The organism is Frischella japonica (assembly GCF_014489845.1).
GTDB lineage: Bacteria > Pseudomonadota > Gammaproteobacteria > Enterobacterales > Orbaceae > Frischella > Frischella japonica.
This window is the reverse complement of record NZ_JABURY010000015.1, coordinates 77,611-102,537: the sequence shown is the minus strand read 5'-3', so window position 1 is coordinate 102,537 and position 24,927 is coordinate 77,611. Positions and strand designations below refer to the sequence as shown.

General features: G+C 35.6%; 22 protein-coding genes, 1 pseudogene and 1 other annotated feature. Of the genes and pseudogenes, 7 read left to right on the top strand and 16 right to left on the bottom strand.

Annotated elements, in window-relative coordinates; genetic code table 11:
* Positions 1–204: 204 nt before the first annotated feature.
* From FcAc13_RS06520 to FcAc13_RS06505, 4 genes and pseudogenes are all read left to right on the top strand, one after another.
* Positions 205–1,203: pseudogene (locus tag FcAc13_RS06520) on the top strand (siderophore ABC transporter substrate-binding protein); the annotation flags it as partial.
* Positions 1,204–1,290: 87 nt separating this feature from the next.
* Positions 1,291–2,259, top strand: coding sequence for an ABC transporter permease (locus tag FcAc13_RS06515; RefSeq protein ID WP_187755402.1), 969 nt, complete (start codon positions 1,291–1,293; stop codon positions 2,257–2,259).
* Positions 2,246–3,232, top strand: a complete 987-nt coding sequence (locus FcAc13_RS06510; RefSeq protein WP_187755401.1) for an iron chelate uptake ABC transporter family permease subunit — start codon at positions 2,246–2,248, stop codon at positions 3,230–3,232. Before FcAc13_RS06515 ends, FcAc13_RS06510 begins: the two co-directional genes overlap by 14 nt.
* A 1-nt stretch (position 3,233) precedes the next feature.
* On the top strand, positions 3,234–3,992 hold the full coding sequence (locus tag FcAc13_RS06505; RefSeq protein WP_187755400.1) for an ATP-binding cassette domain-containing protein: 759 nt from the start codon (positions 3,234–3,236) through the stop codon (positions 3,990–3,992).
* A gap of 135 nt (positions 3,993–4,127) precedes the next feature.
* On the opposite strand, the gene FcAc13_RS06500 is transcribed toward FcAc13_RS06505, so the two are convergent.
* A complete protein-coding gene (locus FcAc13_RS06500; RefSeq protein ID WP_187755399.1) occupies positions 4,128–5,960 on the bottom strand; it encodes an ABC transporter ATP-binding protein in 1,833 nt (610 codons plus the stop codon).
* A 159-nt stretch (positions 5,961–6,119) separates the two neighbouring features.
* Entirely contained in the window at positions 6,120–6,515 is a 396-nt protein-coding gene (locus FcAc13_RS06495; protein ID WP_187755398.1) for an Lrp/AsnC family transcriptional regulator, read from the bottom strand.
* 117 nt (positions 6,516–6,632) lie between these two features.
* On the opposite strand from FcAc13_RS06495, the gene FcAc13_RS06490 reads away from it, so the two are divergent.
* The gene (locus tag FcAc13_RS06490) at positions 6,633–7,190 is read left to right on the top strand and encodes a cysteine hydrolase family protein (RefSeq protein ID WP_187755397.1); all 558 of its coding nucleotides are present in this window, start codon (positions 6,633–6,635) and stop codon (positions 7,188–7,190) included.
* Positions 7,191–7,305: 115 nt separating this feature from the next.
* Here the strand turns inward: FcAc13_RS06490 and hisIE are convergent, their stop codons facing one another.
* From hisIE to licT, 14 genes are all read right to left on the bottom strand, one after another.
* Positions 7,306–7,917 (bottom strand): bifunctional phosphoribosyl-AMP cyclohydrolase/phosphoribosyl-ATP diphosphatase HisIE, encoded by a 612-nt coding sequence (gene hisIE, locus FcAc13_RS06485; protein WP_187755396.1) that lies wholly within the window; start codon positions 7,915–7,917, stop codon positions 7,306–7,308.
* A complete protein-coding gene (gene hisF, locus FcAc13_RS06480; protein ID WP_187755395.1) occupies positions 7,911–8,687 on the bottom strand; it encodes an imidazole glycerol phosphate synthase subunit HisF in 777 nt (258 codons plus the stop codon). The genes hisIE and hisF overlap by 7 nt, the downstream gene beginning before the upstream one ends.
* Positions 8,669–9,406 (bottom strand): 1-(5-phosphoribosyl)-5-[(5-phosphoribosylamino)methylideneamino]imidazole-4-carboxamide isomerase, encoded by a 738-nt coding sequence (gene hisA / locus FcAc13_RS06475; protein ID WP_187755500.1) that lies wholly within the window; start codon positions 9,404–9,406, stop codon positions 8,669–8,671. Before hisA ends, hisF begins: the two co-directional genes overlap by 19 nt.
* 17 nt (positions 9,407–9,423) lie before the next feature.
* Positions 9,424–10,011, bottom strand: coding sequence for an imidazole glycerol phosphate synthase subunit HisH (gene hisH / locus FcAc13_RS06470; RefSeq protein ID WP_187755394.1), 588 nt, complete (start codon positions 10,009–10,011; stop codon positions 9,424–9,426).
* Complete coding sequence (hisB, locus tag FcAc13_RS06465; protein WP_187755393.1) at positions 10,011–11,078, bottom strand: bifunctional histidinol-phosphatase/imidazoleglycerol-phosphate dehydratase HisB; 1,068 nt, start codon at positions 11,076–11,078, stop codon at positions 10,011–10,013. The genes hisH and hisB overlap by 1 nt, the downstream gene beginning before the upstream one ends.
* 1 nt (position 11,079) lies before the next feature.
* Positions 11,080–12,162, bottom strand: coding sequence for a histidinol-phosphate transaminase (hisC, locus tag FcAc13_RS06460; RefSeq protein ID WP_187755392.1), 1,083 nt, complete (start codon positions 12,160–12,162; stop codon positions 11,080–11,082).
* Entirely contained in the window at positions 12,162–13,460 is a 1,299-nt protein-coding gene (hisD, locus tag FcAc13_RS06455; protein ID WP_187755391.1) for a histidinol dehydrogenase, read from the bottom strand. The genes hisC and hisD overlap by 1 nt, the downstream gene beginning before the upstream one ends.
* Positions 13,461–13,465: 5 nt before the next feature.
* Positions 13,466–14,365 (bottom strand): ATP phosphoribosyltransferase, encoded by a 900-nt coding sequence (gene hisG, locus FcAc13_RS06450; protein ID WP_187755390.1) that lies wholly within the window; start codon positions 14,363–14,365, stop codon positions 13,466–13,468.
* A 51-nt stretch (positions 14,366–14,416) separates the two neighbouring features.
* Positions 14,417–14,534: a sequence feature (His leader region), on the bottom strand.
* A gap of 634 nt (positions 14,535–15,168) precedes the next feature.
* Positions 15,169–15,933 carry a histidine phosphatase family protein gene (locus FcAc13_RS06445; protein ID WP_187755389.1) on the bottom strand — a complete coding sequence of 255 codons (765 nt, stop codon included), beginning with the start codon at positions 15,931–15,933 and terminating at the stop codon, positions 15,169–15,171.
* Positions 15,934–15,946: 13 nt separating this feature from the next.
* Positions 15,947–17,287 (bottom strand): OprD family outer membrane porin, encoded by a 1,341-nt coding sequence (locus FcAc13_RS06440; protein ID WP_187755388.1) that lies wholly within the window; start codon positions 17,285–17,287, stop codon positions 15,947–15,949.
* Positions 17,288–17,402: 115 nt separating this feature from the next.
* The gene (locus FcAc13_RS06435) at positions 17,403–18,194 is read right to left on the bottom strand and encodes a histidine phosphatase family protein (protein WP_187755387.1); all 792 of its coding nucleotides are present in this window, start codon (positions 18,192–18,194) and stop codon (positions 17,403–17,405) included.
* Positions 18,195–18,212: 18 nt separating this feature from the next.
* Positions 18,213–19,619 (bottom strand): glycoside hydrolase family 1 protein, encoded by a 1,407-nt coding sequence (locus FcAc13_RS06430; protein WP_187755386.1) that lies wholly within the window; start codon positions 19,617–19,619, stop codon positions 18,213–18,215.
* 3 nt (positions 19,620–19,622) lie between these two features.
* Positions 19,623–21,497 carry a beta-glucoside-specific PTS transporter subunit IIABC gene (locus FcAc13_RS06425; protein WP_187755385.1) on the bottom strand — a complete coding sequence of 625 codons (1,875 nt, stop codon included), beginning with the start codon at positions 21,495–21,497 and terminating at the stop codon, positions 19,623–19,625.
* A 181-nt stretch (positions 21,498–21,678) separates the two neighbouring features.
* Positions 21,679–22,533: a BglG family transcription antiterminator LicT gene (gene licT, locus FcAc13_RS06420; RefSeq protein WP_187755384.1), complete on the bottom strand. Its 855-nt coding sequence runs from the start codon at positions 22,531–22,533 to the stop codon at positions 21,679–21,681.
* 402 nt (positions 22,534–22,935) lie between these two features.
* Here licT and FcAc13_RS06415 point away from each other — a divergent pair, with 402 nt between their 5' ends.
* Together FcAc13_RS06415 and FcAc13_RS06410 are read left to right on the top strand one after the other, a co-directional pair.
* Positions 22,936–24,051, top strand: coding sequence for an extracellular solute-binding protein (locus FcAc13_RS06415; protein ID WP_187755383.1), 1,116 nt, complete (start codon positions 22,936–22,938; stop codon positions 24,049–24,051).
* Between the two features lie 52 nt (positions 24,052–24,103).
* On the top strand, positions 24,104–24,898 hold the full coding sequence (locus tag FcAc13_RS06410) for a siderophore-interacting protein (RefSeq protein ID WP_187755382.1): 795 nt from the start codon (positions 24,104–24,106) through the stop codon (positions 24,896–24,898).
* Positions 24,899–24,927: the final 29 nt, after the last annotated feature.

Here is a 24,927-nt window from a genome sequence, read left to right as displayed (position 1 = left end):
TTATTTTTATCAAAGTGTTATCTTTTAATTTCAACGTTTATCGCTACAAATATTCATGAATGTTATAGTTCATAATGTGCTTATAATTTAGACAGCTAAATATCTAATTGAATAATCTTATTTTTATCAGCAGTAAATTTTGCTATATTGAGCCTCGATCTCTGATAATGATAATAAGTCTCTTTTACAAAATGAGGTAATAAAATGTTAGTTCGCCAGTTCGCACAAACCATAAGCATCGCATGCACATTAATATTAACCGTAACTTTAACAGGTTGCGATGATAAAAATGCCACACTAAACACGTCATTAACCAATACCAGTAAACAAGTACCTGCCGTAGAAATAAAAATGATTACAATTAATCATGAACAAGGAACCACATCGGTACCTGTTGAACCACAAAAAGTGGTCGTACTTAATCCCGCTACGCTAGATAGTATGGACGCACTAGGTATTAAGGTGACAGCTGTGCCACAGACAAATGCTTCGTTACCCCCATTCTTGCAAAAATATGAAAGCCAAGATTACGTTAATGCTGGTGGGTTATTTGAACCAAATTATGAAGTTTTAAGTAATCTACAACCTGATTTAATTATTGCTGGTGGACGAGCTAGTGATGCTTATCAAAAACTGAGTGAAATTGCTCCAACCATTTCTTTAGCAATTGATAACAAAAATTTCTTACCAAGTTTAAATGAACGTGTTAGACAACTAGGGCAAATCTTTAATAAACAACAAGCAGCCCAACAATTAATTGATCAATTCAAACAAAAACTTGCCACCGTAAAACAAAAAGCTGCTAATCAAGGTACGGCTATGGTAATTTTAGTTACTGGCGGCAAAATGTCGGGTTATGGTCCTGGATCACGTTTTGGATTCATTTACGATGAATTAGGATTTGAACCAGCAACAACATTTGCTAATACTGGTAAACATGGCAATGTGATAAACGCTGAACTATTACTCACCGCTGATCCGGATTGGTTATTTGTTATAGATCGTGATAATGCTATTGGTAACACTGATTCACTATCTGCACAACAATTGCTTGATAATCCTTTAGTAAATAAAACCAAAGTTTGGCAACATGATCGCATCGTGTATCTGGATTCAGCGTCAATTTATATCGCCGGGGGTATTCAAACTTATACCAAGTTACTGGATCAAGTTGAACTGGCTTTGGATAAAAATGCGTTAGAAGATGATGATAACAATCCAGTTTTTGATGAAGATGAAGGCACACTATCGGAATCCGATAAAGTTATTTTAGAAAATGATTAAAAAATAATGAAGTCTTTTAATCTATTCATCAGTATTTTGGTTCTTACAGGCTTGTCTGTGACAAGTCTGTTTATCGGTGTATCCGATGTTACGCTATCAAGTATCTTGTCTGATGCAGAAATGCGATATATTTTTATTGTTAGTCGTGTTCCTCGGACCATTGCCCTATTACTTGCTGGTAGTGCGCTCAGTGTCGCAGGGTTGATTATGCAAATATTGACGCAGAACCGTTTTATAGAACCCTCTATAGCAGGGACCACTCAATCGGCCGGTTTAGGATTATTACTAGTTATGATATTGGCTCCGGCTACTGTATCTATTTTCGTTAAAATGATCTTTGCCAGTCTGTTTGCGTTATTAGGAACGGCATTATTTATGCTGATTTTACGAAAAATTATTTTAAAATCCGCGCTCATCGTACCAATAGTTGGAATCATGCTGGGCAGCGTGATCAGTGCCATAACGGTTTTTCTTGCTATGTATTTTGATCTATTACAATCGCTTTGGGCTTGGATTTATGGTGGTGATTTTTCAGGTATTTTGCAAGGGCGTTATGAATTATTGTGGTTGGTTGGGTTGTTAACTCTATTTTCATACTGGGTTGCTGATAATTTTACAGTGGCGAGTATGGGCCGAGAATTTGCCATCAATGTTGGACTTAATCATCGTAAAGTGATGACGATGGGATTATCAGTAATCGCGTTAACGACCGGTATTGTGATTGTGGTGGTTGGATTATTACCATTTGTTGGTTTAATCATTCCCAATTTAATCAGTCTAAAAATGGGAGATAATATCCGTAAAACAATACCTTACGTATGTTTATCCGGTGCTGGATTAGTGCTTTTATGCGATATGATTGGCCGTGTTATCATTCGACCATATGAAATTCCTGCTAGTACAATTTTGGGAGTTATTGGCGCTATCATCTTTCTTTACTTATTAATTAAGCAAGCTGGTTATGCAAAGCATTAAACATTTTATAACATTAACAGAACGTTATTTAACACCTAACCGACGTATTATGTTGTATGGCGCGGTGGCACTGGCACTGATGGCTATCTTTATGTCAGTAAAGTTAGGCAATAATCTACAGTATATTTTGTTACGTCGAAGCTATATTTTGCTAACCATGGTGATTGTTGCCTTTGTCGCAGGTATTTCAACGGTTATCTTTCAGACAGTGAGTAATAATCGTATTTTAACCCCTTCTTTGATGGGTATTGAAAATCTGTTTGTTTTGATTCAAACCGTCGCGATCTTCTTTTATAGCGGTACGACAAATTCATTCTGGTTATTTAATATTATCAAATTTGCGATTGAAACCAGTTTATTAGTCTTATTCTCACTTTTACTTTATCAATGGCTATTTAAAACGGTAAATTACAATATAAATTTGGTGTTAATGATTGGTATCCTTTTGGGGGAACTATTCCGTAGTTCTTCTAATTTATTGCAACGATTACTCGATCCAAATGAATTTGCAATTTTGCAAGGGCGAATATTTGCAACCTTTACACGGGCAACACCAGATTTAATTGCTTTTTCGGCAATTGTCATTATTTTAATTGGATTATTAATTTGGCGCAAACGTTATGTGTATGATGTGTTAGCCTTAGGTCGTGCTCACGCGATTAATTTAGGTTTAAATTATCAACGTCATGTCATGACGACTTTATTATTGGTGTCGATTTTGGTTGCCGTTTCTACTGCTTTAGTTGGACCCTTAACATTTTTAGGCTTAATGGTGGCAAATCTAGCTTATTTACTAGCCGGTAGTCATCAACATCGCTACCTGTTACCCACAGCTTTTTTATTGGCTATGATTGCTTTGATTGCCGGTCAGCTTTTCTTAGAATATGGACTAAATATGTCAGCTTCATTATCGGTAGTGTTGGAGTTCTTTGGTGGTATTTTCTTTATTTACTTGATATTAAAAAGGTTTTAATGTGATTGTTATTGATAAAATTAAAAAATGTTATGATGATACCGTCATATTGGATAATATCACTACAACAATTCCTAGAGGTGGTATAACTTCTATCATAGGTCCTAATGGTGCAGGTAAATCGACACTATTATCAATTATTGGACGCTTGTTAAAGGCTGACACGGGTACAATTAATGTTAGTGGATTAGATGTAGTTACTACCAAAAGCGATATCCTTGCTAAACAGTTATCAATATTACGTCAAGAAAATCAATTCAATAGTCGTTTAACGGTTGAAGAGTTAGTCGGATTTGGCCGTTATCCTTATACAAGAGGGCGCTTAACCGCTCAAGATGATGAAAAAATTAGCCAATCTTTATCTTTTCTTAATTTATTAGAATTACGTCATCGCTATTTGGATGAGTTATCTGGTGGACAACGTCAACGTGCTTATGTTGCGATGGTTCTGTGTCAAGATACAGATTATGTCTTACTCGATGAACCATTAAATAATCTTGATATGAAACATGCGGTGGCGATGATGAAACAGCTTCGTTTAGCAGCAGATGATTTAGGTAAAACAATCATATTGGTAATTCACGATATTAATTTTGCTTCAACTTATTCCGATTATATCTTAGCGATGAAAAAGGGCGCACTGTGTTACCAAGGCGGACCAAAAGAGATAATGAGAGCGGATGTTTTACAGGATATTTTTGATACACCTGTGAGAATACGTGAAATTGATGGACAATTAATTGCTATGTATTTTCGTTAATTTATAAGTTGCAGTAATGGCAAAACTGCCGCCAATACTGAGCAATAATTGGACAGTAAAATTAATAATCTGAAATTTATTCTATCTACCTAATCAACTGTAGCGATTTAATGACTACAGTTGATATTGCGCAAACTAGATCTCGCCAAGAAAACCACCACTTTGGTGTTTCCAGAGCTGGGCATACAGTCCATTTTGTTTTAATAAAGCTTGATGACTGCCTTGTTCAATAATTTTACCGTTATCTAACACAATTAGGCGATCCATTGCTGCTATAGTTGCCAAACGGTGCGCAATAGCAATAACCGTTTTACCTTCCATTAACTGATAAAGACTTTCTTGGATTGCTATTTCAACTTCAGAATCTAAAGCACTTGTTGCTTCATCCAATAATAGGATCGGGGCATTTTTTAACATTACTCGGGCGATCGCGATTCGTTGCCGCTGCCCACCGGATAATTTAATTCCACGTTCCCCCACATAAGCATCATAACCACTACGTCCTTGGGCATCTCGTAAGGTTAGGATAAACTTCTCTGCTTCTGCTTGACGAGCTGCTTGCCGCATTTGTTCTTCATTTGCATTAGGATTACCATATAAAAGGTTTTCTCGTACTGATCGATGTAACAAAGAAGTATCTTGGGTAACCATACCAATTTGTGAGCGTAGACTGTCTTGGGTAACGGTACGGATATCTTTGTCGTCTATCAATATTTGTCCACTTTGTAAATCATAAAAACGTAATAATAGATTAATTAGCGTTGATTTACCGGCGCCAGAACGACCCACTAAACCTATTTTTTCTCCTGATTTAATATTCAAGTTTAATTGCTCAATAATGGGATCATTGTCACGATTATCATAATGAAAACAAACATTATTAAATTGAATATCACCGCGTGTTACTTTAAGTTCAGTTGCATTAGTTTGATCTTTGATTTCTTGTTGCGCAGAAAAAGTATTGATGCCATCTTGTACTACGCCAATATTTTCAAATAAGGCTGTCATTTCCCACATAATCCAGTGTGATAATCCATTTAAACGTAATGCCATTGCGGTTGCCGCGGCAATCGCTCCCACACCGACGATTGAAGTACTCCAAAGATAAAGTGCTAGTCCTGCTGTACTTAATATTAAGATAATATTGAGAATATGATTGACTATTTCAAAACTGCTAACTAATCGCATCTGTTTATTGACAGTAATGAGAAAACTATCCATTGAATCCTTTGCATAATTTGCTTCATTTCCCGAATGAGAAAAGAGTTTTACTGTCATGATATTTGTATAAGCATCAGTTATGCGTCCGGTCATGAGCGAACGCGCATCGGCTTGTTGTTTAGCAACTTTACCTAATCGCGGAACAAAATAGAACAGTGCTACTACATAACACAATAGCCAACCGGTGAATGGAACAATAAACCAGATATCGAAACCAGAGAGGACAAGTGACATAGTGAAGAAATAGATTATGGCAAATACTAAAATATCAGCGATCAAAAAGCAGGTATCACGAACGGCAAGTGCCGTTTGCATCACTTTTGCTGAAACGCGTCCGGCAAACTCATCCTGAAAAAATCGCATACTTTGATTCAATACTAAACGATGTAAATTCCAACGAAGTCGCATTGGAAAATTACCCGCTAAAACTTGATGCTTTATAGTGGTTTGCAAGGCAACTAATAGCGTACTGGCGACAATAATAATAGTTAAGATGATTAAAGTTCGTCCCTCTTTTTGCCAAAGTTCATGAGGGATAACGTCACTAAGTTTATCAATCACTTGCCCCATCATAGCAAATAAAAACGCTTCAAATGCACCCGTCGTAGCGGTAAAGAAAATTAATAATAGAATATAAAACCGCATGCCTTTGGTCACTTGCCACAAAAATAGAAACAAATTTTTGGCAATGCTAGAGGGAATATCTTTAGGGTAGGGATTGACTCTTTTTTCGAACCATCGGTACATCTATAAATCCAATTTTTTATGCAAATTTAAGTTAATCATACACTATCTTGGTGAAAAAGTTTATTGTTTGATTGGTGTTAATATAATAAATTGACTTTAACAAATTGATTAAAAATTATTTATATTATTAAGATGCAAGTATAAAAATAATAAAAAACGTTATGTTTTTACTGATTTTAAGCGATAACTGATTTTATAACGCGCATAAGGCGTGATTTCATCAATAAATTTTATCAAATCATCATGGTCAAAACAGGATTGAATAAAATAACATCCATCACCTGTAATTTTATCTAAGGTCAAAACTTGCTGATAAGCACAAACCATTTGTTCAAATTCTTTAAATGAGTGATTGTTCATATAAAAAGTGATAAATTGATAATTTGCGTAATAAATTTGGGTGGTAAATTTGCTAATAATCCCCTTATCCTGCAATTGTTGTACACGTACACCAACTGCTTGACCGGTTAGAAATACTTTTTCACCTATTGCTTTCCAGGATAAACGACTATTGTTAGCTAATATTGAAAGAATTTGTTTATCTTTATCATCCATAAAAGGTATCTTTTTCAAATTGAAAATAATCTTAAGTAAAGCTTTTCAGTAAGCTGTATCGTTATTTTAGTTAATCTTACATAATAAGTTAACACTTTTTTAAATGAGGAGTAAATCATGAAACAAGGGTTAATTATTATTGATGTACAAAATGATTATTTTGATAATGGTAATATGACGTTGGTAAATACCAAAATAGCCTTGCAAAATACATTGGCATTACAAACCTTTTTTCGTTCACAAAACAAACCTATTTTTTATATTCAACATGTTAATGTACGACAAGGTGCCACATTTTTTAAACCAAATACACCGGGTATTAACATTCATTCTCGTTTATTACCAATTAAAGTTGAAAATAATGAAGTTATCATCTGTAAACATTATCCAAATAGTTTTAAAGATACCACTTTGCAAGCTGAACTAAGCCGAGCTAATATTGAACAAGTCGTCATCTGTGGTATGATGAGTCATATGTGTGTTGATTCAACCACACGTCAAGCAGCCGAATTAGGCTATCAACCAATTTTGATTGCTGATGCTTGTGCAACACGCGATCTTACCTTTCAATCAATAACAGTCAAAGCTGAGCAAGTACAAATCGCTTTTATGAGTGCATTAGCTAATTTTAGTGATGTTTATAATACCCAACAATTTATGGCAATTAACAATTAGCATTAAAAATAATGTTACTAGGATGAAAGGCAGTATCAAATAATGGGAGATGAACTATTTTTAACCTATGATCAATTAAACTCGGTTAAAAATAGTTCAATATAGCCCGATTCGTTTACTGATGTCTCGCTTTTAAAATACCAATCACATCTTGTAAGGATAAATTTTGATCTTGTAATAAGACTAATAAATGATAAATCAAATCTGCGGATTCATTTTTTAGCTCTTCTTGGTCGTGTACGGTAGCTGCCAAAGCGGTTTCGACGCCTTCTTCACCTACCTTCTGTGCAATGCGTTTGGTTCCGTCATGATATAATTTGGCGGTATAAGATGACTTCGGATCTGCTGTTTTACGTGAAGCAAGTAATTGTTCCAATTCGAATAAGAAACCCCAATCGGATTTTGCGGAACCAAAACAACTCATCGTACCTTTATGACAGGTTGGCCCTATTGGGTTAACTAATATCAGTAAGGTATCATGATCGCAATCAGGGGCGATTTTAACTACATTTAAAAAATGACCGGAGCTTTCGCCTTTAGTCCATAATCGTGCTTTAGTCCGTGAATAGAAAGTTACTTTACCTGTTGCGATGGTTTGCTGTAGGGCATCTTGATTCATATACCCAAGCATCAATACATCACCGGACACAGCATGTTGAATAATTACCGGCATTAAATGATTGACCTTTTGCCAATCTAATTGCGTAATTTGTTGAGTTGTTAACATAAGCGTATTGCCACTCCATTATTTGCTAGGTATTGTTTTAATTCAGCAATATTGATAATTTGTTTGTGAAAAACTGATGCAGCTAAGGCTCCGTCAACATTAACTTGTTTAAAAGCATCAAGAAAATGATGCATTTTACCAGCCCCACCAGATGCGATTAAAGGTACTTTGCATATTTGACGTATTGATTTTAATTGCGTTAGATCATACCCTTGCTTAACACCATCCTGATTCATCATATTAAGTACGATTTCACCAGCTCCATGTTTTTGGACTTCTTGTACCCAATCAAGTGTATTCCAGACAGTGGCAACTGTGCGTTTTTCATCCCCGGTATATTGATAAACATGATATTGGTTAGTTTTTTCATCATGCCAAGTATCAATACCCACTACAACGCATTGTACACCAAAGCGATCGGCTAACCGACTAATTAAGTTTGGATCGGCTAGGGCAGGGGAGTTTATTGAAATTTTATCTGCGCCGTATGATAAAATTTTAGCAGCATCATCAATGGTCTTAATACCGCCAGCCACACAAAATGGAATATCGATGACTTCTGCGACTTTAGCTACCCAAGTTTTATCTACAACGCGTCCGTCTGAAGAGGCAGTTATATCATAAAATACCAATTCATCGGCGCCTTCTATTGCATAGCGTTTGGCTAATGGCACGATGTCACCGATAATTTCATGGTTACGAAATTGCACGCCTTTGACGACTTGCCCATTTCGGACATCCAGACAAGGAATTATACGTTTTGCCAACATGTAATCGCCTCCCTAACGGTAAATTTTCCTTCTAATAAAGCACGACCGACGATAATGCCTGAAACACCACTTTTTTCTAATGCTTTCACATCATTAATATCACCTATTCCCCCCGATGCTTGTAAAGCAATTTGCGGATATTTATGGCTGATTTCATGATAAAGAGCGACGTTTGAACCTGTTAGCGTGCCGTCTTTTGCGATGTCAGTACATAAAACATGTTTAAGACCAACAGCCAGATAATCTTCGATAATCTGTTCCAAAGTTTTACAGGATTGCTCTTGCCAACCATGAATAGCAACATATTTTTGCCCATTAGGTGAGATACGAACATCTAATGCCAATACGAAGCGGTCAGCACCATAAGTTTTAAACCAGTTTTTAACCATCTCTGGAGATGTAATTGCGGTTGAGCCAATTACTACTCGCTCTGCTCCAGCGGTTAATAGTGCTTCAACATCTGCTTGTTGACGAATTCCACCGCCGATTTGTACGGGTATAGTTACCCCATTAATTAATTTACTGATCAGCGCTATTTGACGAGCATTAGGATCTTTTGCACCAGTTAGATCAACCAAATGAAGTAGTTGTGCACCTTGTGCTTGATAATCTTGTAAACGGTATAAGGGATCATCGCTATATTGACGTTTTTGCGCATAATCACCTTGATGTAAACGAACTACCTGACCATCAATGAGATCCAATGCAGGGATAATAATTGGTTTTTGCATTAGTATTACATCTCCAGAAAGTTTTTCAGCAGTTTTGCACCTGCTAAGCCAGAACGTTCGGGATGAAATTGAACGCCGTAATAATTGTCTTTTTGAACGGCAGCGGTAAAGTTTTCGCCGTATTTGGTTTCTGCAATAGTTGCTGAACATAAAGGTAATGCGTATCCGTGAACAAAATAAAAATAAGAACCGTCTGGAATTTCCCGAAACAAATGATTGCCTGCTTTCGGGTAAACTTGATTCCAACCCATATGTGGTAAAGGTAACCCACAATCAGGTATTTTGGCAATAGTTTCCTTAATAAAACCTAAAGTATCCACATTACCTTCTTGGCTATGTTCAGCAAATAATTGCATACCTAAACAAATGCCTAATGTTGGTTGGGTACAGACTTTAATTACTTCTATTAAATGCCGTTGTGCCAATTGCTCCATTGCTGCACTTGCAGCACCTACACCGGGTAATAGTAGTTTGTCTGCTTTTAAGATAAGATCGGGATCATCGGTGATCATCGGTTGATATCCTAAGCGTTCAATAGCATATTTAACGGAAGCTAGATTAGCGCACGCAGTATCAATAATAATAATATTCATTACAGCACTCCCTTGGAACTTGGTAGATTATTACCCTCAATTTTTATTGCTTGTTTTAAAGTACGTGCAAATGCTTTAAAGAGGCTTTCAATACGATGATGATCGTTATCGCCATTTGTTTCCATATGTAAAGTGATAGCCATAGCATAGCATAAAGAATAGAAGAAATGTTCTACCATTTGCGTACTCATATCGCCAACTTTTTGATGAGTAAATTGCGCCTTATAGACTAAATATGGCCGACCAGAAATATCGATTGCGCATTTCGCTAAGCACTCATCCATTGGGATTACAGAAGCATATCGGGTAATGCCACGTTTATCACCTAAGGCTATTTTTAATGCTTCACCTAAAGCTAATCCAGTGTCTTCAATCGTATGGTGATCATCAACATTCAAATCACCTTCAACCTGGATATTTAATTTAATACCACCATGTGTGGCAATTTGGTCAAGCATATGATCAAAAAAGCCGATGCCGGTATGTATCATGCTGTTACCCTGACGATCGAGCCAGACTTCTACTAAGATCTGGGTCTCTTTGGTGTGACGTTCAACTTTAGCATAACGGTCCGGAGTGGTTAAACGTTGCGCAATCTCATCCCAGTTTAATATTTCAGGATGATAGCGTAATCCATTGATTGCCATGTTTTTAGCTAATTGTAAATCGGTTTCTCTGTCACCAATTACATAACTATTTTGTTTATCTAATTTACCATCCAAAAGATATGGTAACACCAATTGAATATTCGGTTTACGACAATCACAATTATCTTTAGGAAAATGAGGGCAAATTAATACATTCTCAAATTTAATTCCCTGTGATTGAAAAATTTGCATCATTAATTGATGTGGTCCTTCGAAACTTGCCAGCGGAAAGCTTTCCGTTCCTAGTCCATCTTGATTGGTCACCATCACCAATTTAAAGCCAGCAGCCTGTAGTTTTAATAGCGCTGGAATGACATTGGTTTCTAATGCCAGTTTTTCATATTTATCCACTTGAAAATCAATCGGTGGTTCAGTAATTAGAGTGCCATCGCGATCAATAAAAAGGTATTTCTGCGCCATATTATTCATCCTTATTATGAATTGTCATTAATGCATGAACGAGGGCATCGCATTCAGCGGTTGTTCCGATTGAAATACGGATGCAATTAGCTAAACCATGTTGCTTATGCTGATCTCGCAAAATGATCCCTTTTTCCCACAATGTTTTAAAAATGTATTGACCATTTTTAAATTTCACCAAAATATAATTACTATCGCTTGGGTAAATCTTTTCTACCATATTGAGCGTTTCCAGTTGTTCGATCAATTTTTGTTTTTGTTTATTTAAGTTAACAACATGTAATTGCATCGCAATAAGATTCTCATTAGTCAGAGCTTGGGCTGCGATGTCAGCAACAGGTGTGGCTAATGGGTATGGTGCGATTATTTTCTGCAAGGCAGTTATAATCGGTGGATTGGCAATGGTAAAACCACAGCGCAATCCAGCTAAGGCGAAAGCTTTAGATAACGTTCGCAATATAACAAGATGTGGAAAATCAGCTAACCAGCTAACGATCGAATTTTCATGAGAAAACTCAATATAGGCTTCATCAACGACGACGAGCGCTCTATTTGCTGCCATTGTTAATAGTTTCTTAATATCGTTAGGATTAAGCAAATTGCCAGTGGGATTATTAGGTGAACAAATATAAATTAATTTGACGTGATTAAGGTTTTGTTCAATCGTCGGCAAATCTAATTGCCAATCTACGGTTTGAGGAATTGCTTTATAATTAATACCTAATGTTTGGGCACTGACTAGATACATACCATAAGTGGGAGGGCAAAAAATTATGCTATCATGTTGCGGTTCACAAAAGGCACGCATCAGTAATTCAATCGCTTCGTCTGCACCTCGACTGACTATTAACTGTTCAGGTTTAACGCCAGCATAATTAGCATAACGTTCTAGAACCTGTTGGGGTTGTGGTTCAGGGTAACGATTAAAATTTTGTTGTTTCAGTTCATAATGAGGTGAAATGGGATACTCATTAGCGTTTAACCAAATATCACCTTTACCGCCGATCCGACGTGCTGATTGATAAGGGGTAAGTTCACGAACATTTTTTCTAACCAATTTTGTGATATCTATAGGATTTGTCATTATTGTGATTCCTTATTTAATGCCGCAAGTCGTAACGTTACCGCTTGTTTATGTGCAGTAAGTTGTTCTGCTTCAGCCATCAGTTCAACCGTTTTACCAATGGCTAATAATCCTTGTGGTGATAATTGTTGAATCGTCATTCTTTTTTGAAAGTCCGCTAGACCTAAGCTTGAGTAGGTGGCTGTATAACCATATGTTGGTAACACGTGATTGGTACCGGAAGCATAATCACCTACTGACTCCGGTGACCAAGCGCCTAGAAATACTGATCCGGCACTGCTAATCTTTTCTACCAATGCTGGCGCATTTTGGGCTTGAATAATCAAATGTTCTGGACCATAACGATTGCTTATTTCAATACATTGATTAATGTCGGAGGTAATGATTATGCGACTTTGACTTAAAGCCTGTTGTGCAATCGCTTTTCTTGATAATGATGCCAATTGCTTATCTACCTCTACAGATACAGCTTTAGCAAGATCTTCATCAGGCGTGAGTAAAATAACTTGTGAGTCGGGACCGTGTTCAGCTTGTGATAATAGATCGGCAGCAATGAATACTGGATTAGCTTGATGATCGGCGATGACTAGTACCTCAGAAGGACCGGCTGGCATATCAATTGCTGCACCATCAATACGTTGACTTATTTGACGTTTTGCTTCTGTAACATATGCATTACCAGGACCAAAAATTTTGTCGACACGTGTGATTGTTTCGGTGCCAAATGCCATGGCAGCAATAGCTTGAGCACCGCCAAGTTGATAAACGTCGCAAACACCACATAATTCGGCCGCGTATAAAATTTCATCGGCAATTGGCGGTGGGGAACATAAAATCACTTGTTTACAACCTGCAATTTTAGCTGGAATAGCCAACATTAAAACAGTTGAAAGCAAAGGAGCAGAGCCGCCAGGAATATATAATCCCACCGATTGAAGCGGTCGAGTGACCTGTTGGCATTGAATGCCGGGCATTGTTTCAACCATGATTGGCGGATGGCGTTGTGCCTGATGAAATAACTCAATATTTTTTGCTGCTTGTTGCATGGCTTGCTTGAGTTCTGGATTGACTCGGTTGCTAGCTTGACTGATTTGATGGGTATTGAGTTTTATTTCCTCTAAGATAACTTTATCAAACTTCTGACACAGGGTTTTTAACGCGGTATCGCCCTTTTCTTTAACTTGCTGCAATATGGCATTGACAGCTTCACTGATAGACTGCGATGCATTTACCGCAGGGCGGGTTAATAACGTTTTTTGTTCCTGTTGATTACAATTCTGCCAATGAGTGATTATCATCTTTTTTACTCCATCATTTTCTCAATAGGTAATACAAGTATTGAACTAGCGCCTAACAGTTTTAGTTTTTCCATTGTTTCCCAGAATAAGGATTCACTACTGACCATATGAAGTGCTACCCGATTTTCTTCATTAGCTAATGGTAAAATGGTTGGATCTTCCGCTCCGGGTAATAATGCAATCACTTGTTCTAAAGCATTGGTTGGTGCATGTAACATAATATATTTTGATTCACGAGCTTGAATGACACCTTGAATACGGGTCATTAATTTATCAATAAGTGCTTGTTTATCAGATGATAACGTTCCATCACGTTGAATTAAACAGGCTTTTGAACGATATATTACTTCAATTTCCTTTAAACCGTTTGCTTCTAAAGTGGCTCCGCTTGACACTAAATCACAGATAACATCAGCTAATCCTGCACGTGGTGCAACTTCAACTGATCCATTTAATAAACAAGTTTTGAAATTAACATTATATTGATTTAAATAACGCTTCAGTAGGTGAGGATAGGTGGTGGCAACACGTAAATTATCCAGACATTGCGGTCCTTGGTAATCAAAATCTCGTGGCGCAGCTAGCGATAATCGACAACCACCAAAATCTAAACGACGTAACATTTTAAATTGTGGTTGTTGACCCTCTGCTTGACGCGAAAGTACTTCTTCTTCTAGTACATTTTCACCAATAATGCCAATGTCTACTACACCATCAATGACTAAACCAGGAATATCGTCATCGCGCACACGTAAAATATCAATTGGCATATTTTCGGCAAAAGCAATAAGGCGTTGTTCATGTAAATTGATTTTAATACCACATTGGGTTAATAGTTTTTTTGAATCTTCGCTTAACCGACCAGATTTTTGCATTGCAATACGTAATCGTGAATTATCTAACATTTTCCTCTCCAAATGGTAAGTTGAAAAATTATACTTATTACTCGTAAAGCCAATAAAAAACCCTCGGAAGAGGATCTTCCGAGGGCTCTGTGAATCTTTTGCGCTTAACCGGAAGACCTTGTCTTCCAGCACCAAACGCCCGAAGACTAATCAGGGATGGTGATGATGATGGGTATTACAGTTTAAAACAAAAGCGCAAAGTAAATTCATAACATTTAATATTCAAAATAAAGATACTAGGTAAAATAGCTGATAAATTTATTACTGACAAGTGATTTTTTTACTGTTTACAAAAAAAGCTAAATTAGTTATCGAATTGATTCTATAAATGCGATTACAGAGAAATATCATGATATAGCAGAGATATTAGATATTTAAATTGAATAATTAAATTTAAAATTATTTGTTTATTTATTAGTAACAATTTTTCCAAAATTAGCAATTAAAAACAGTAAAATTTTACTTATAAAAGACTAGACTAAGTAATTATCACTAAAGTATTTCAAACAAGTAAATTAATTTTAATTCAATTAACACTAAACTCTAAATATTTTTGAAATTGGGTATCGTTGCTTAAATTCAATCTAAACTTTTCTTTATTCAACAATACCGATCCGTTTTTATGCGTTTTAATAAAATTGATCTATTACAAAACACTTTGGAAAAATTTAGAATTTTAGCACACTGTTTTTTTTAAATATGTGGTTAGTTTATGTAGGTTAACTATCGTGTAATCATTTAGCGATATTAAGATGTTTTAAAACCACTCTTTCCCGAGTGGTTATGATTGAATTTTTATAAAATTATTTAATCAATTTAGCATTTTCGACATAGCTCATATCACCCACACTTTCGACAATAAAGATGCCATCATCTGTATAACGAATTTTAGTTACACTTGCATTACCTAATGCTTGGTGAACAGGTGTTTCGGTCATTTCATTAATCATAGCTAGTATTGCCATACCATGAGAAACAATTAATACATTTCCACCACCTTGTTTCTGAGCAGATTTTGCAATATCATACATTGATTCTAGCATACGATTTTTTACCGTTTCATAATTTTCAGCTTCACCCGACTTTTCAACAGCTGCAATAGCATTCATCATTTTATCGATAGTAATTTTACCGGCATTGAAATCAGCCATTAATTCTTGATCAGAGGGATAACCAAGATATTGTGCAGCCGGCCCCCACATATTTGGGTCTAAATCACCTTCAAATAAGCCAAAGCACGTTTCGCGTAACGTTTTTAATTCGGTAATAATGTTTTTTTCATCCCCTTTGGCTTCTAATATTAAACGCGCTGTTTCACGAGCTCTTCCTGAATCACTGGAATAAACAGCTATAAAATCAACATGTTTTAAACCTAGACCTAATTGTTGCGCAACTTCAACACCGGCTTTAGTTAAGGGGGTATCCGACCAACCTTGAGCTCGATGAGTTGTATTGAACATCGTTTTACCATGGCGTGTAAAATAGAGGTTAACTTCAGCTGCAAAAGATTGTGATACTTGGATAGTAAAAATGAATACGAGACTTATTAATTGGATAAATTTTTTCATGGTTTCTTCCTCATTATAACAAATTAAATCGATAATCGATGACTGTCTCTGCTGATAAGGTTGGCGATCGCTGAGCTCGGCCGTGTCTTAATTTTGGCGTGATATCCGAAGTACTCATTGTTTTGTAAGACCATCCGTAGCCAAATTTGGATAAAATTGATAAATTTTTAAATGTTCCACTTTTAGGCTTCCAGATATTAAAGACATTGATCTCACCATTTTTTAACCTATCATGCTTATAGTTAAATTCACCATAATTCATGTACAGTCCAGTACTATTATCTTTAAAGAAATCGTAAGTGAGTACCGATGTCAATACGATTTCGCCATCACGCATATAATCAGCTCCAGCAGCGGCTAGACCATTAAAGCGACCGCGTGTGTTTTTACCTAAATGTCGGCCATAATACCCTATAGCATTATGTTTATTGGCATCAGTATATGCTAAACCAATTCTGATACTCCAATCAGTTTCTTTCCATTCAATATCAGATGCATAGTGCCAAGCATGGTTTTCGAACTCTTTTTTATCAATTTTCATAGTGTCATAATTATTTAAAGCATAACTACCATAAAATTGAGAGCGAAGTATCATTTTTGGTATCGGTTTATAGGATAGTTCTAGGGCATGGCGTCTTAAATAATCTTTCGCTTCACCGTAGGAATAATCTAACGTGAGATTGTCATTTTGGTAGGCTAATTCTGTAGTAAAAATATGATCAATCACATTTTTTCGGTCATTACTCAAAAAGTGAACCTTTTTAGCTGATTCTCGCGGTAGCGTGCTGTCAATATAACCTAAGGAAAAAGCAATATTGTTGTATTTTAAAATACCGCTGTACCCTAGATAACTATTTCGTGTTAGATGATGCGAAGAACTGATGACGCCAAAATCTTTTAAATGATGCCAACCAAGTTTAGCGTTAAAACTTAAATTGTCGTTAGTTAATTTAATTTTTGCATAACGTTGAGTAAATTTATTAAATCCTTTCGCATTATGCTTATCAAATCCTTTTCCATGATTATATAGAAGATTACGGGTAGCGAAATAATCACTAGCGCCTAATTTAATGACATTATCATAAGTCACATCCAAACCTATTACATTGAATAGATAACCTGATTGATAATCAAATTTGAAAGCTTGTCCCCAAGCACTATGAACTTCTTTGGATTGTGCTGCATTTTCTTTTAAATATTTCCAATGATTACGTGTCGAAAAATCGAAGTGGCTTTGTTTGAAAAAGTCGTTGTCAGTAATTGTGTTAACAAATGTATTATCGTGATTATTACTAGCGAAGGCACTGCTTATGGTTATGGTAGAGATTATTCCTATTATAACTATATTTTTCATATATTATTCTCCATATAAAATTGAATACAGCGCTATAATCTCAATACTTAATTTAACTATAATTCACTTATGCTATGATTAACATAAATTCAATTTGTTCTTTTATGCTTATCAATCAGTTAGTTAAAGCCAGTCGACCACGGTTAACGTACGCCATGTTACCAATTTCGTTGACTTCATATTGACCATTTTGGTAAGTTATTTTTATTATTGTGGCATTACTCAATGGTTTATTTTTCGTTAGATCATTCGTTAAATCATCAATCATAATTTGCATCGACATACCGGAAGATATAGCCAATACATTTTTTTGTTTATTATCTAACGCATTTTGTATAATAGTATGTAATGCTTCGGTAGTTCTAGTTTTAACTTGTTGAAAATTTTCAGCCATATTTTTACTATCTGCCTCGGCAATGCTGTTCGTCAGGTTTTTAACTGAAATTTTGCCCGCTAGATAAGCTTGATAAAACACGGTTTTAGAATGAAAACCAAGTCGTTTCATGCTTGCTATGACCATGTTACTATTCGGTTGACCTTCAAAGCCGCCATAAAAAACTTCACGTAATCCTTTTAATTCATGGATTGGAGCATTGTTAATTTGCATTTGTTTTAAAATTACCTGCATGGTTTCGCGTTGTCGACCTGCATCACTGGTGTAAAAAGCATCAAATTTAATCCCTTTCAAACCTTCTCCCAAATATTGGGCAACTTCAATCCCTTGATCCGTTAATGGCGAATCAGCCCAGCCTTGAACCAAATCAAAAGTATTAAACAGCGTTTTACCGTGACGAGCAAAATAGATTGTGACCGTTTTATCATTAGTAGTTACCGGCTGTGAATGACAGCCGGCGATTATTGATAAAATAGAAAGTAATACAATAATGAATAACGCTTTCAATTTCATCGTGCATCCTCTTTTATTCTAGATAGATGGTTTGTATTTTAATGTTTCACCATTAGATTTGATGACCGATTGATACCAGTAAAAACTTTTTTTACGGCTACGTTGCAAGCTACCGCTACCATCTTGGTTGAGATCAACATAGATAAAACCGTACCGTTTAGTGATTTCAGCTTTAGAAGCACTGATCAGATCAATCGGTCCCCAACTGGTATATCCGATCACTTCAACGCCATCTTCGATAGCTTCATAAACCTGTACTAGATGATCGTTCATATAATCAATACGATAGTCATCATTAATCGTTCCATCAGCCTCGACTTTATCTTTAGCACCTAGACCATTTTCGACAATAAAAAGAGGTTTTTGGAAACGCTCATAAAGAAGATTCAGTAGATAACGGATACCTGTTGGGTCTATTTGCCATCCCCATTCAGATGCTTTTAAGTGTGGATTAGGTACCATATCTAAAATATTACCTTTTTTACGTAACGAATTATCGGATGTCCCACAACAACTCATATAGTAGCTAAAGGAAACAAAGTCGATGGTAGCTTTAAGATCCTCGCGGTCTTGATCGGTAATATGAAGATTAATATGATTTTCTTTGAAATAGCGACGCATATACGTTGGATAATAGCCTCGTGTCTGCACATCGCCAAAGAATAACCAGCCATGATTTTCTTGATGTGTTGCCCAAACATCAGCTGGTTTTGGTGATAATGGGTAAGCCACCGCACCAAGTAGCATATTACCAATTTTTGCATCAGGAATAATTTGATGACATAATTTAACCGCTCGTCCACTGGCAACTAATTGATGATGGATTGCTTGATAAATTTGTTCTTTAGTACTGTTTCTAGCCAAACCAACGCCGGTAAAGGGTTCGTGTAATGACATATTAATTTCATTAAATGTTAACCAATATTTGACTTTATCTTTGTAACGTTCAAATACCGTTTTGGCGTAACGGGTAAAAAAATCAATAACTTTACGATTGCCCCAACCGCTGTATTTGGTAACGAGATGATAAGGCATTTCATAATGTGACAGTGTCACTAACGGGCTGATGTTGTACTTCGCCATTTCATCAAATAATTTGTCATAAAATGCTAACCCTTTTTCATTAGGTTGTTCTTCATCACCATTGGGAAAAATTCGTGTCCAAGCAATGGAAATCCGTAAACAGGTGAATCCCATTTCAGCAAAGAGAGCAATATCTTCAGGGTATCGGTGATAAAAATCGATTGCGCGATCTTTGATGCTAGTGATTTCGGTTTCATTACGGTTAATGATTTCACCAAATAATCCATTTGGTGTACAGTCAGATGTAGATAAACCCTTACCATCTTCACGATAAGCCCCTTCAACTTGATTGGCGGCAATAGCTCCTCCCCAAAGGAAATTTTGTGGGAATTTGATTGACATGTTTTACTCCTTATTTTTTGTTAATGCTAACAATGCATCACCACTTTTAATATCGTCTTGGTTAAAAATACATTGGACTGCTTGATAATTATCGCTATTTGTCACAATCACTGGGGTCGTTATTTCAAAACCGGCTTGTTCAATTGCATCAATATCGAAACTGACTAACAAATCACCTTGTTTAACTTTACTCCCCATCTGCACATGTGCTTCAAAAAATTGACCATCTAATTTTACGGTATCTATACCAATGTGGATCAATATTTCCACACCTGAATCAGTTAGAATACCAATGGCATGTTTGGTTCTAAATAGCGATACAATTTCACCATCTGCAGGTGCGACAGCTTGTCCAATCGCTGGTATGATTGCTGCTCCTTTGCCCATTAATTCGCTGGCAAAGGTTTGATCACTCACTTGATTCAACGGGATAAGTTTACCGGTCATTGGACTAAAAAGGGTGATATCATTTGCTGATTTTTGTGAAACATCTTTTTCACCACTAATCATTTGCACTTTATCTTTTGCAATACCAAAGCAATAAGTGACAATTGCCGATAAACTGAATGAGGCAATTGAACCAATAACCACGGCATAGAATCTTTGATCAATTCCTTCTCGTGGAATTAATTGTAAGAATGCAAATATACTGATGAAACTAAATGAATAAATGACGGAATGATAATAACCGACAATGGCTCCACCAATTGTTGCTGATAAACAGCCAATGATAAATGGTCGTTTTAGCGGTAAGTTGACACCATAAATGGCTGGTTCAGTTACACCAAAGATCCCAGATAGTACCGAAGAATTCGCCAATGCCTTAAATTGCTTGTCTTTACTGCGTAGCATAACAGCCAATACCGCCCCAACTTGGGCAAATACCGCAGGAAACAAGATCGGTAACATAAAATCTTGTTGATAAAGTGTAATATTATTCATGATAAAAGGCACTAATCCCCAATGAATACCAAATATAACCATAACTTGCCATGCGGCGGCTAAAATCATCGATGCGACAATAGGATTGAGATGATATACATAGATAATACCTGTAGCGACGTGATCGCAGATAAACGAGACAACTGGTCCGATAACCGCAAATGTTAAAGGGACGGTGATTAAAATACCCAAAAGAGGAGATATGAATTTTTTAAAGGAATCATGTAGAACTTTATTAAAATTTCTCTCTAATAAACAATAAAACCAACTGGCTAAAATAATAGGGAACACTGATGAAGCATAAGGAATCAGATTGATCGGAATAGAGAAAAATTCAGTGTTAAATGATAATGCACCCTTCATCATACCACCAATAACAGGATGAACCAGTGCGCCACCTAAAGCCAAACCAACATAGGGATTACCGCCGAATTTTTTCACTGCGGAGAAACCTAAAATTATTGGTAGATAATAAAATGGTGCATCAGCAATTGCAAATAAGAAATTGAAAGTTGGCGTGTTCGGTTGAATCACACTAATGACTACTAAAAATTCAATTATCCCTTTAAGAATCCCACCAGCTACGATGATGGCTAATGTAGGGATAAAAATGCCAGAAACCAAATCAATCAGTCTGGAAAAAATACCAATTTTTTTCCCCGATGGGGTATCTGGCGTGTTTTTGTCATTAAAATTTGCCAGTTGCATGATATCACTATAGACATCGGCAACATGATTACCGATAACCACTTGAAATTGTCCGCCACTTTTAACCACGGTAATAATGCCAATTTGTTTTTTCAAATTGTCTTCATCGGCCTTAGCGTCATCTTTCAAAACAAATCTTAAGCGAGTTGCACAATGCACCAAACTAATGACATTGTCTTTCCCACCTACATGCTGAATAATTAATTCAGCGAGCGCTTGATTTTTCATAATTAATCCTATTTTCTAAGCAAAAAAAAACCTAAACCTCACCTGAAATGGCGAGATTTAGGTTTTGCCCGTTTTAATAAACAGTAACAATCCAATATTTTGTGGTTAGACTAGCATTTTTTTTACTTTACTGAAAAGTAGATCTTTTATTTAAAATAACTTTTGTGATCAGCCTCTCATTTTAAGCTGTTTGCGCAATGTTCTGTAATTCGTTACGTAAACGCTCAATATGAATTGTTAGATATAAGCTTTCATCTTCGGTTAACGCATGACCGTATTGATTGATCAAATGTAGGTCGATGCGTTTAGTACATAAATACGCTTGTTGATAGTTTTGTTTAATCATATCCCATAATGCCGGATCATGGGTAGTGGTGAAATTATCATTTAAAATGCGGTGTGAAAAAAACTTCAAGTGGGTAATAAATCTTTGATAAGTTAAACTTTCTTCATCATATTCAAATTTAAAATAGTATTTAACGATATTTAATATTTCGCGGATGATTTTTGTCATGGCAACGATGTTTGACATGGTATCATTGAGTTGAGCATTAATGATGTGAAACGTAATAAAACCAGCCTCATCTTCAGGAAGTTGAATATTAAGCCGTTGTTTAATTACATCTAATGCAAATTCACCAATTTTAAATTCGTTTGCATAAAGTTTTTTAATTTCCCACAAAAATCCATTGGGTATGTTAAAGCCTTGTTTATGTCTTTCAATTGCAAAATGGATATGATCGGTTAATGTTATATAGATACTTTCTTGTAATTTTTGATTTAATTCAGTTTTGGCGCGATTAATTATAATTTCGCTGACGGTAATGACTTCAAGCGGAATTTCCGACAATAATTCGGTAAAGCGGGGAATGATTTCTTTATTGATTAATGAAAACTGCTTTTCGATTAATGCTTGATCAACTAAATCACCTTCTTTTTTTTTGAAACCAATACCTCTACCAGTGATAATCCTTTCCTGACCTTTGTTACCAAGCGTTACAATCACATTATTATTTAAAATTTTATGAATTTTCATTATAATTTATAGTTATATTTCAATTATCTATTTATCATATATCATAATGTTATAATTTTACCAGTTAAAAGGTGAAGATTTGAATGTGTGATCTTAGTCATATTTTAGTCAATAATAGATGATTATTTGCTGAATATATATTCAGCAATATATAAAAGATATTAATCACGATTTTGCATATTTGATTATATGATGTAAAAATACCTGTTATTTTGGCAGTGCTGAAATTTTATTTTTTGGTTAAAACATCTTAAAAAAGTTGTTTTTTTTAACTATTTTTTAAATTAGCAACATAGTTGTAGTAATTGAATTAATTAATCGCTATGCTATTGATCATTAAAAATTTTTAAATACTTAACCTTATTTCTTTGCATGGTTGTTCACGGAGGATAGAAGTAAAAAATGTTAAGCAAATTTTTTCACTGTTTGAATTTGCTAATTCAATATAGCGTAGTTTTTCTCTTTTTTTTCTTGTTTTCCACTTCTGCTAGCGCAAAAGATTTACATATCTACAATTGGTCTGATTTTATTGCCCCTGACACTATAGCGAATTTTGAGCAGCAATTTGGTATTAACGTTACTTATGATGTTTATGATTCCAACGAAGTATTGGATGGTAAATTGATGGCAGGCAAGACGGGTTTTGATTTAGTTGTACCGTCAGATAACTTTCTTGCTCGGCAACGGCATATTGGACTTTATTTAAAATTAGATAAACAAAAACTACCTAATTATCAGCATTTGGATAAAAAATTTTTACAAATGATGGCTATTCATGATCCAGGTAACGAATATTCAATTCCCTACATTTGGCAATCAACTGGGATCGGATACAATATTGCAAAAATTAAGCAGATATTAGGTGATGATGCGCCCTTAGATAGCTGGGACTTGGTATTTAAAACAGATAATTTAGCTAAATTAAAGCAATGTGGTGTTGCTTTTTTAGACACCCCAAGTGAAATATTTCCAACTGTGCTTAACTATTTAGGTAAAGATCCCAATAGCCAAAATCCCCAAGACTACGAGCAAGCAACAAAATTCTTAGCTACCTTACGTAACGATGTAACCTACTTTCATAATTCAAGATATATTAGTGATTTATCAGGTGGTGATATTTGTGTTGCTATCGGTTGGTCGGGGGATATGATGCAAGCGGCAAATGCGGCTAAATTAGCTAAAAATGGTATAGAAATTGGATATACAGTGCCTAAAGAAGGTGCGATTATTTCATTTGATGTGTGGGCAATCCCCAAAGACGCCAAAAATGTAGAAGCTGCTTATACTTTTCTGAATTACTTATTAGAACCTCAAGTTATGGCAAATATTACTAATACCATCTATTATCCTAGTGCTAACATTGATGCCATGGATTATTTAGATCCAGAGGTGAAAAATAACCCTTCTGTATATCCCACGGATGAGGTAATTAATCGGTTATTTATTGTTAAAGAACAATCAATAAAAATTGATAAGGTAATGGTTAGATTATGGACGCGTTTACTATCAGGTAAATAATTATTAGCTCAAAACTAATAAACATTCATGTTAATTAAAGGAGTGTTGTCATATGAAAAATAAAGAATCAACGCATAAACGAGTTATTTTGAATGGTTTATTAACCGTGATAAACACAAAACGCCTTTCATCAAATATTATTGAGATAATCTTTAAATCAGCAAAAGCCTTTACCCTCGATCCTTTATGGCTTGGCCCGCATCTTAAGTTATTATTTCCAGATTCTAATGGTGATTTATGTTTTCCGAGTGTAAACGATGAAAATAAGGTGATTTTACAAGCTGGGATACTGGAAAAAGCAAGAACGTATAGCATTCGTCATTATGATCCGATTAATCAGCTGATTACTGTCAATTTTGTAGTACATGAGCAAGGTTTAGCATCAACTTGGGCTCAATCTGCTAAGGAAGGCGATGTAATTGGTCTGATTGGGCTAGGAGCTAAAACGAATTTTGATGAGCGGAAGGTGTTTATTTTGCTCGGTGATATCGCTGCTATGCCTGCGATCTGTTATAGCTTAGAACAAGCACCATCCAGCCAACGTATGTTAGCTATAATTGAAGTGAAAAATGAGTCAGATATACAGCCAATGCAGTTATCATCATCAAAACAGGTGACATGGTTAGTTAAGCAAGGTGCGGAAAGCAAGTTATCACAAGCGATCACTCAATTAGCTATTCATCATGATGAAGATATAATTATTTGGGGGGGGATGGAAGCAGCATTGGCACAACAATTACGTCATAATCTATGTGATTGTTTTACACATTTATCAAAAGATGCAATTCATCTTATCAGCTATTGGCGAATCGGTTTTGCTGAAGGCCAATTTAAACATCGAAATTGATAACGTTTAAAAATTAAGGAAACTTGATT

Excerpts from the sequence above, each read along its gene's own strand:
- FcAc13_RS06515 (WP_187755402.1), top strand. The coding sequence starts at position 1,291 with ATGAAGTCTTTTAATCTATTCATCAGTATTTTGGTTCTTACAGGCTTG.
- FcAc13_RS06510 (WP_187755401.1), top strand. The coding sequence starts at position 2,246 with ATGCAAAGCATTAAACATTTTATAACATTAACAGAACGTTATTTAACA.
- FcAc13_RS06500 (WP_187755399.1), bottom strand. The coding sequence starts at position 5,960 with ATGTACCGATGGTTCGAAAAAAGAGTCAATCCCTACCCTAAAGATATT.
- FcAc13_RS06495 (WP_187755398.1), bottom strand. The coding sequence starts at position 6,515 with ATGGATGATAAAGATAAACAAATTCTTTCAATATTAGCTAACAATAGT.
- FcAc13_RS06490 (WP_187755397.1), top strand. The coding sequence starts at position 6,633 with ATGAAACAAGGGTTAATTATTATTGATGTACAAAATGATTATTTTGAT.
- hisIE (WP_187755396.1), bottom strand. The coding sequence starts at position 7,917 with ATGTTAACAACTCAACAAATTACGCAATTAGATTGGCAAAAGGTCAAT.
- hisF (WP_187755395.1), bottom strand. The coding sequence starts at position 8,687 with ATGTTGGCAAAACGTATAATTCCTTGTCTGGATGTCCGAAATGGGCAA.
- hisH (WP_187755394.1), bottom strand. The coding sequence starts at position 10,011 with ATGAATATTATTATTATTGATACTGCGTGCGCTAATCTAGCTTCCGTT.
- hisB (WP_187755393.1), bottom strand. The coding sequence starts at position 11,078 with ATGGCGCAGAAATACCTTTTTATTGATCGCGATGGCACTCTAATTACT.
- hisC (WP_187755392.1), bottom strand. The coding sequence starts at position 12,162 with ATGACAAATCCTATAGATATCACAAAATTGGTTAGAAAAAATGTTCGT.
- hisD (WP_187755391.1), bottom strand. The coding sequence starts at position 13,460 with ATGATAATCACTCATTGGCAGAATTGTAATCAACAGGAACAAAAAACG.
- hisG (WP_187755390.1), bottom strand. The coding sequence starts at position 14,365 with ATGTTAGATAATTCACGATTACGTATTGCAATGCAAAAATCTGGTCGG.
- FcAc13_RS06445 (WP_187755389.1), bottom strand. The coding sequence starts at position 15,933 with ATGAAAAAATTTATCCAATTAATAAGTCTCGTATTCATTTTTACTATC.
- FcAc13_RS06440 (WP_187755388.1), bottom strand. The coding sequence starts at position 17,287 with ATGAAAAATATAGTTATAATAGGAATAATCTCTACCATAACCATAAGC.
- FcAc13_RS06435 (WP_187755387.1), bottom strand. The coding sequence starts at position 18,194 with ATGAAATTGAAAGCGTTATTCATTATTGTATTACTTTCTATTTTATCA.
- FcAc13_RS06430 (WP_187755386.1), bottom strand. The coding sequence starts at position 19,619 with ATGTCAATCAAATTCCCACAAAATTTCCTTTGGGGAGGAGCTATTGCC.
- FcAc13_RS06425 (WP_187755385.1), bottom strand. The coding sequence starts at position 21,497 with ATGAAAAATCAAGCGCTCGCTGAATTAATTATTCAGCATGTAGGTGGG.
- licT (WP_187755384.1), bottom strand. The coding sequence starts at position 22,533 with ATGAAAATTCATAAAATTTTAAATAATAATGTGATTGTAACGCTTGGT.
- FcAc13_RS06415 (WP_187755383.1), top strand. The coding sequence starts at position 22,936 with ATGTTAAGCAAATTTTTTCACTGTTTGAATTTGCTAATTCAATATAGC.
- FcAc13_RS06410 (WP_187755382.1), top strand. The coding sequence starts at position 24,104 with ATGAAAAATAAAGAATCAACGCATAAACGAGTTATTTTGAATGGTTTA.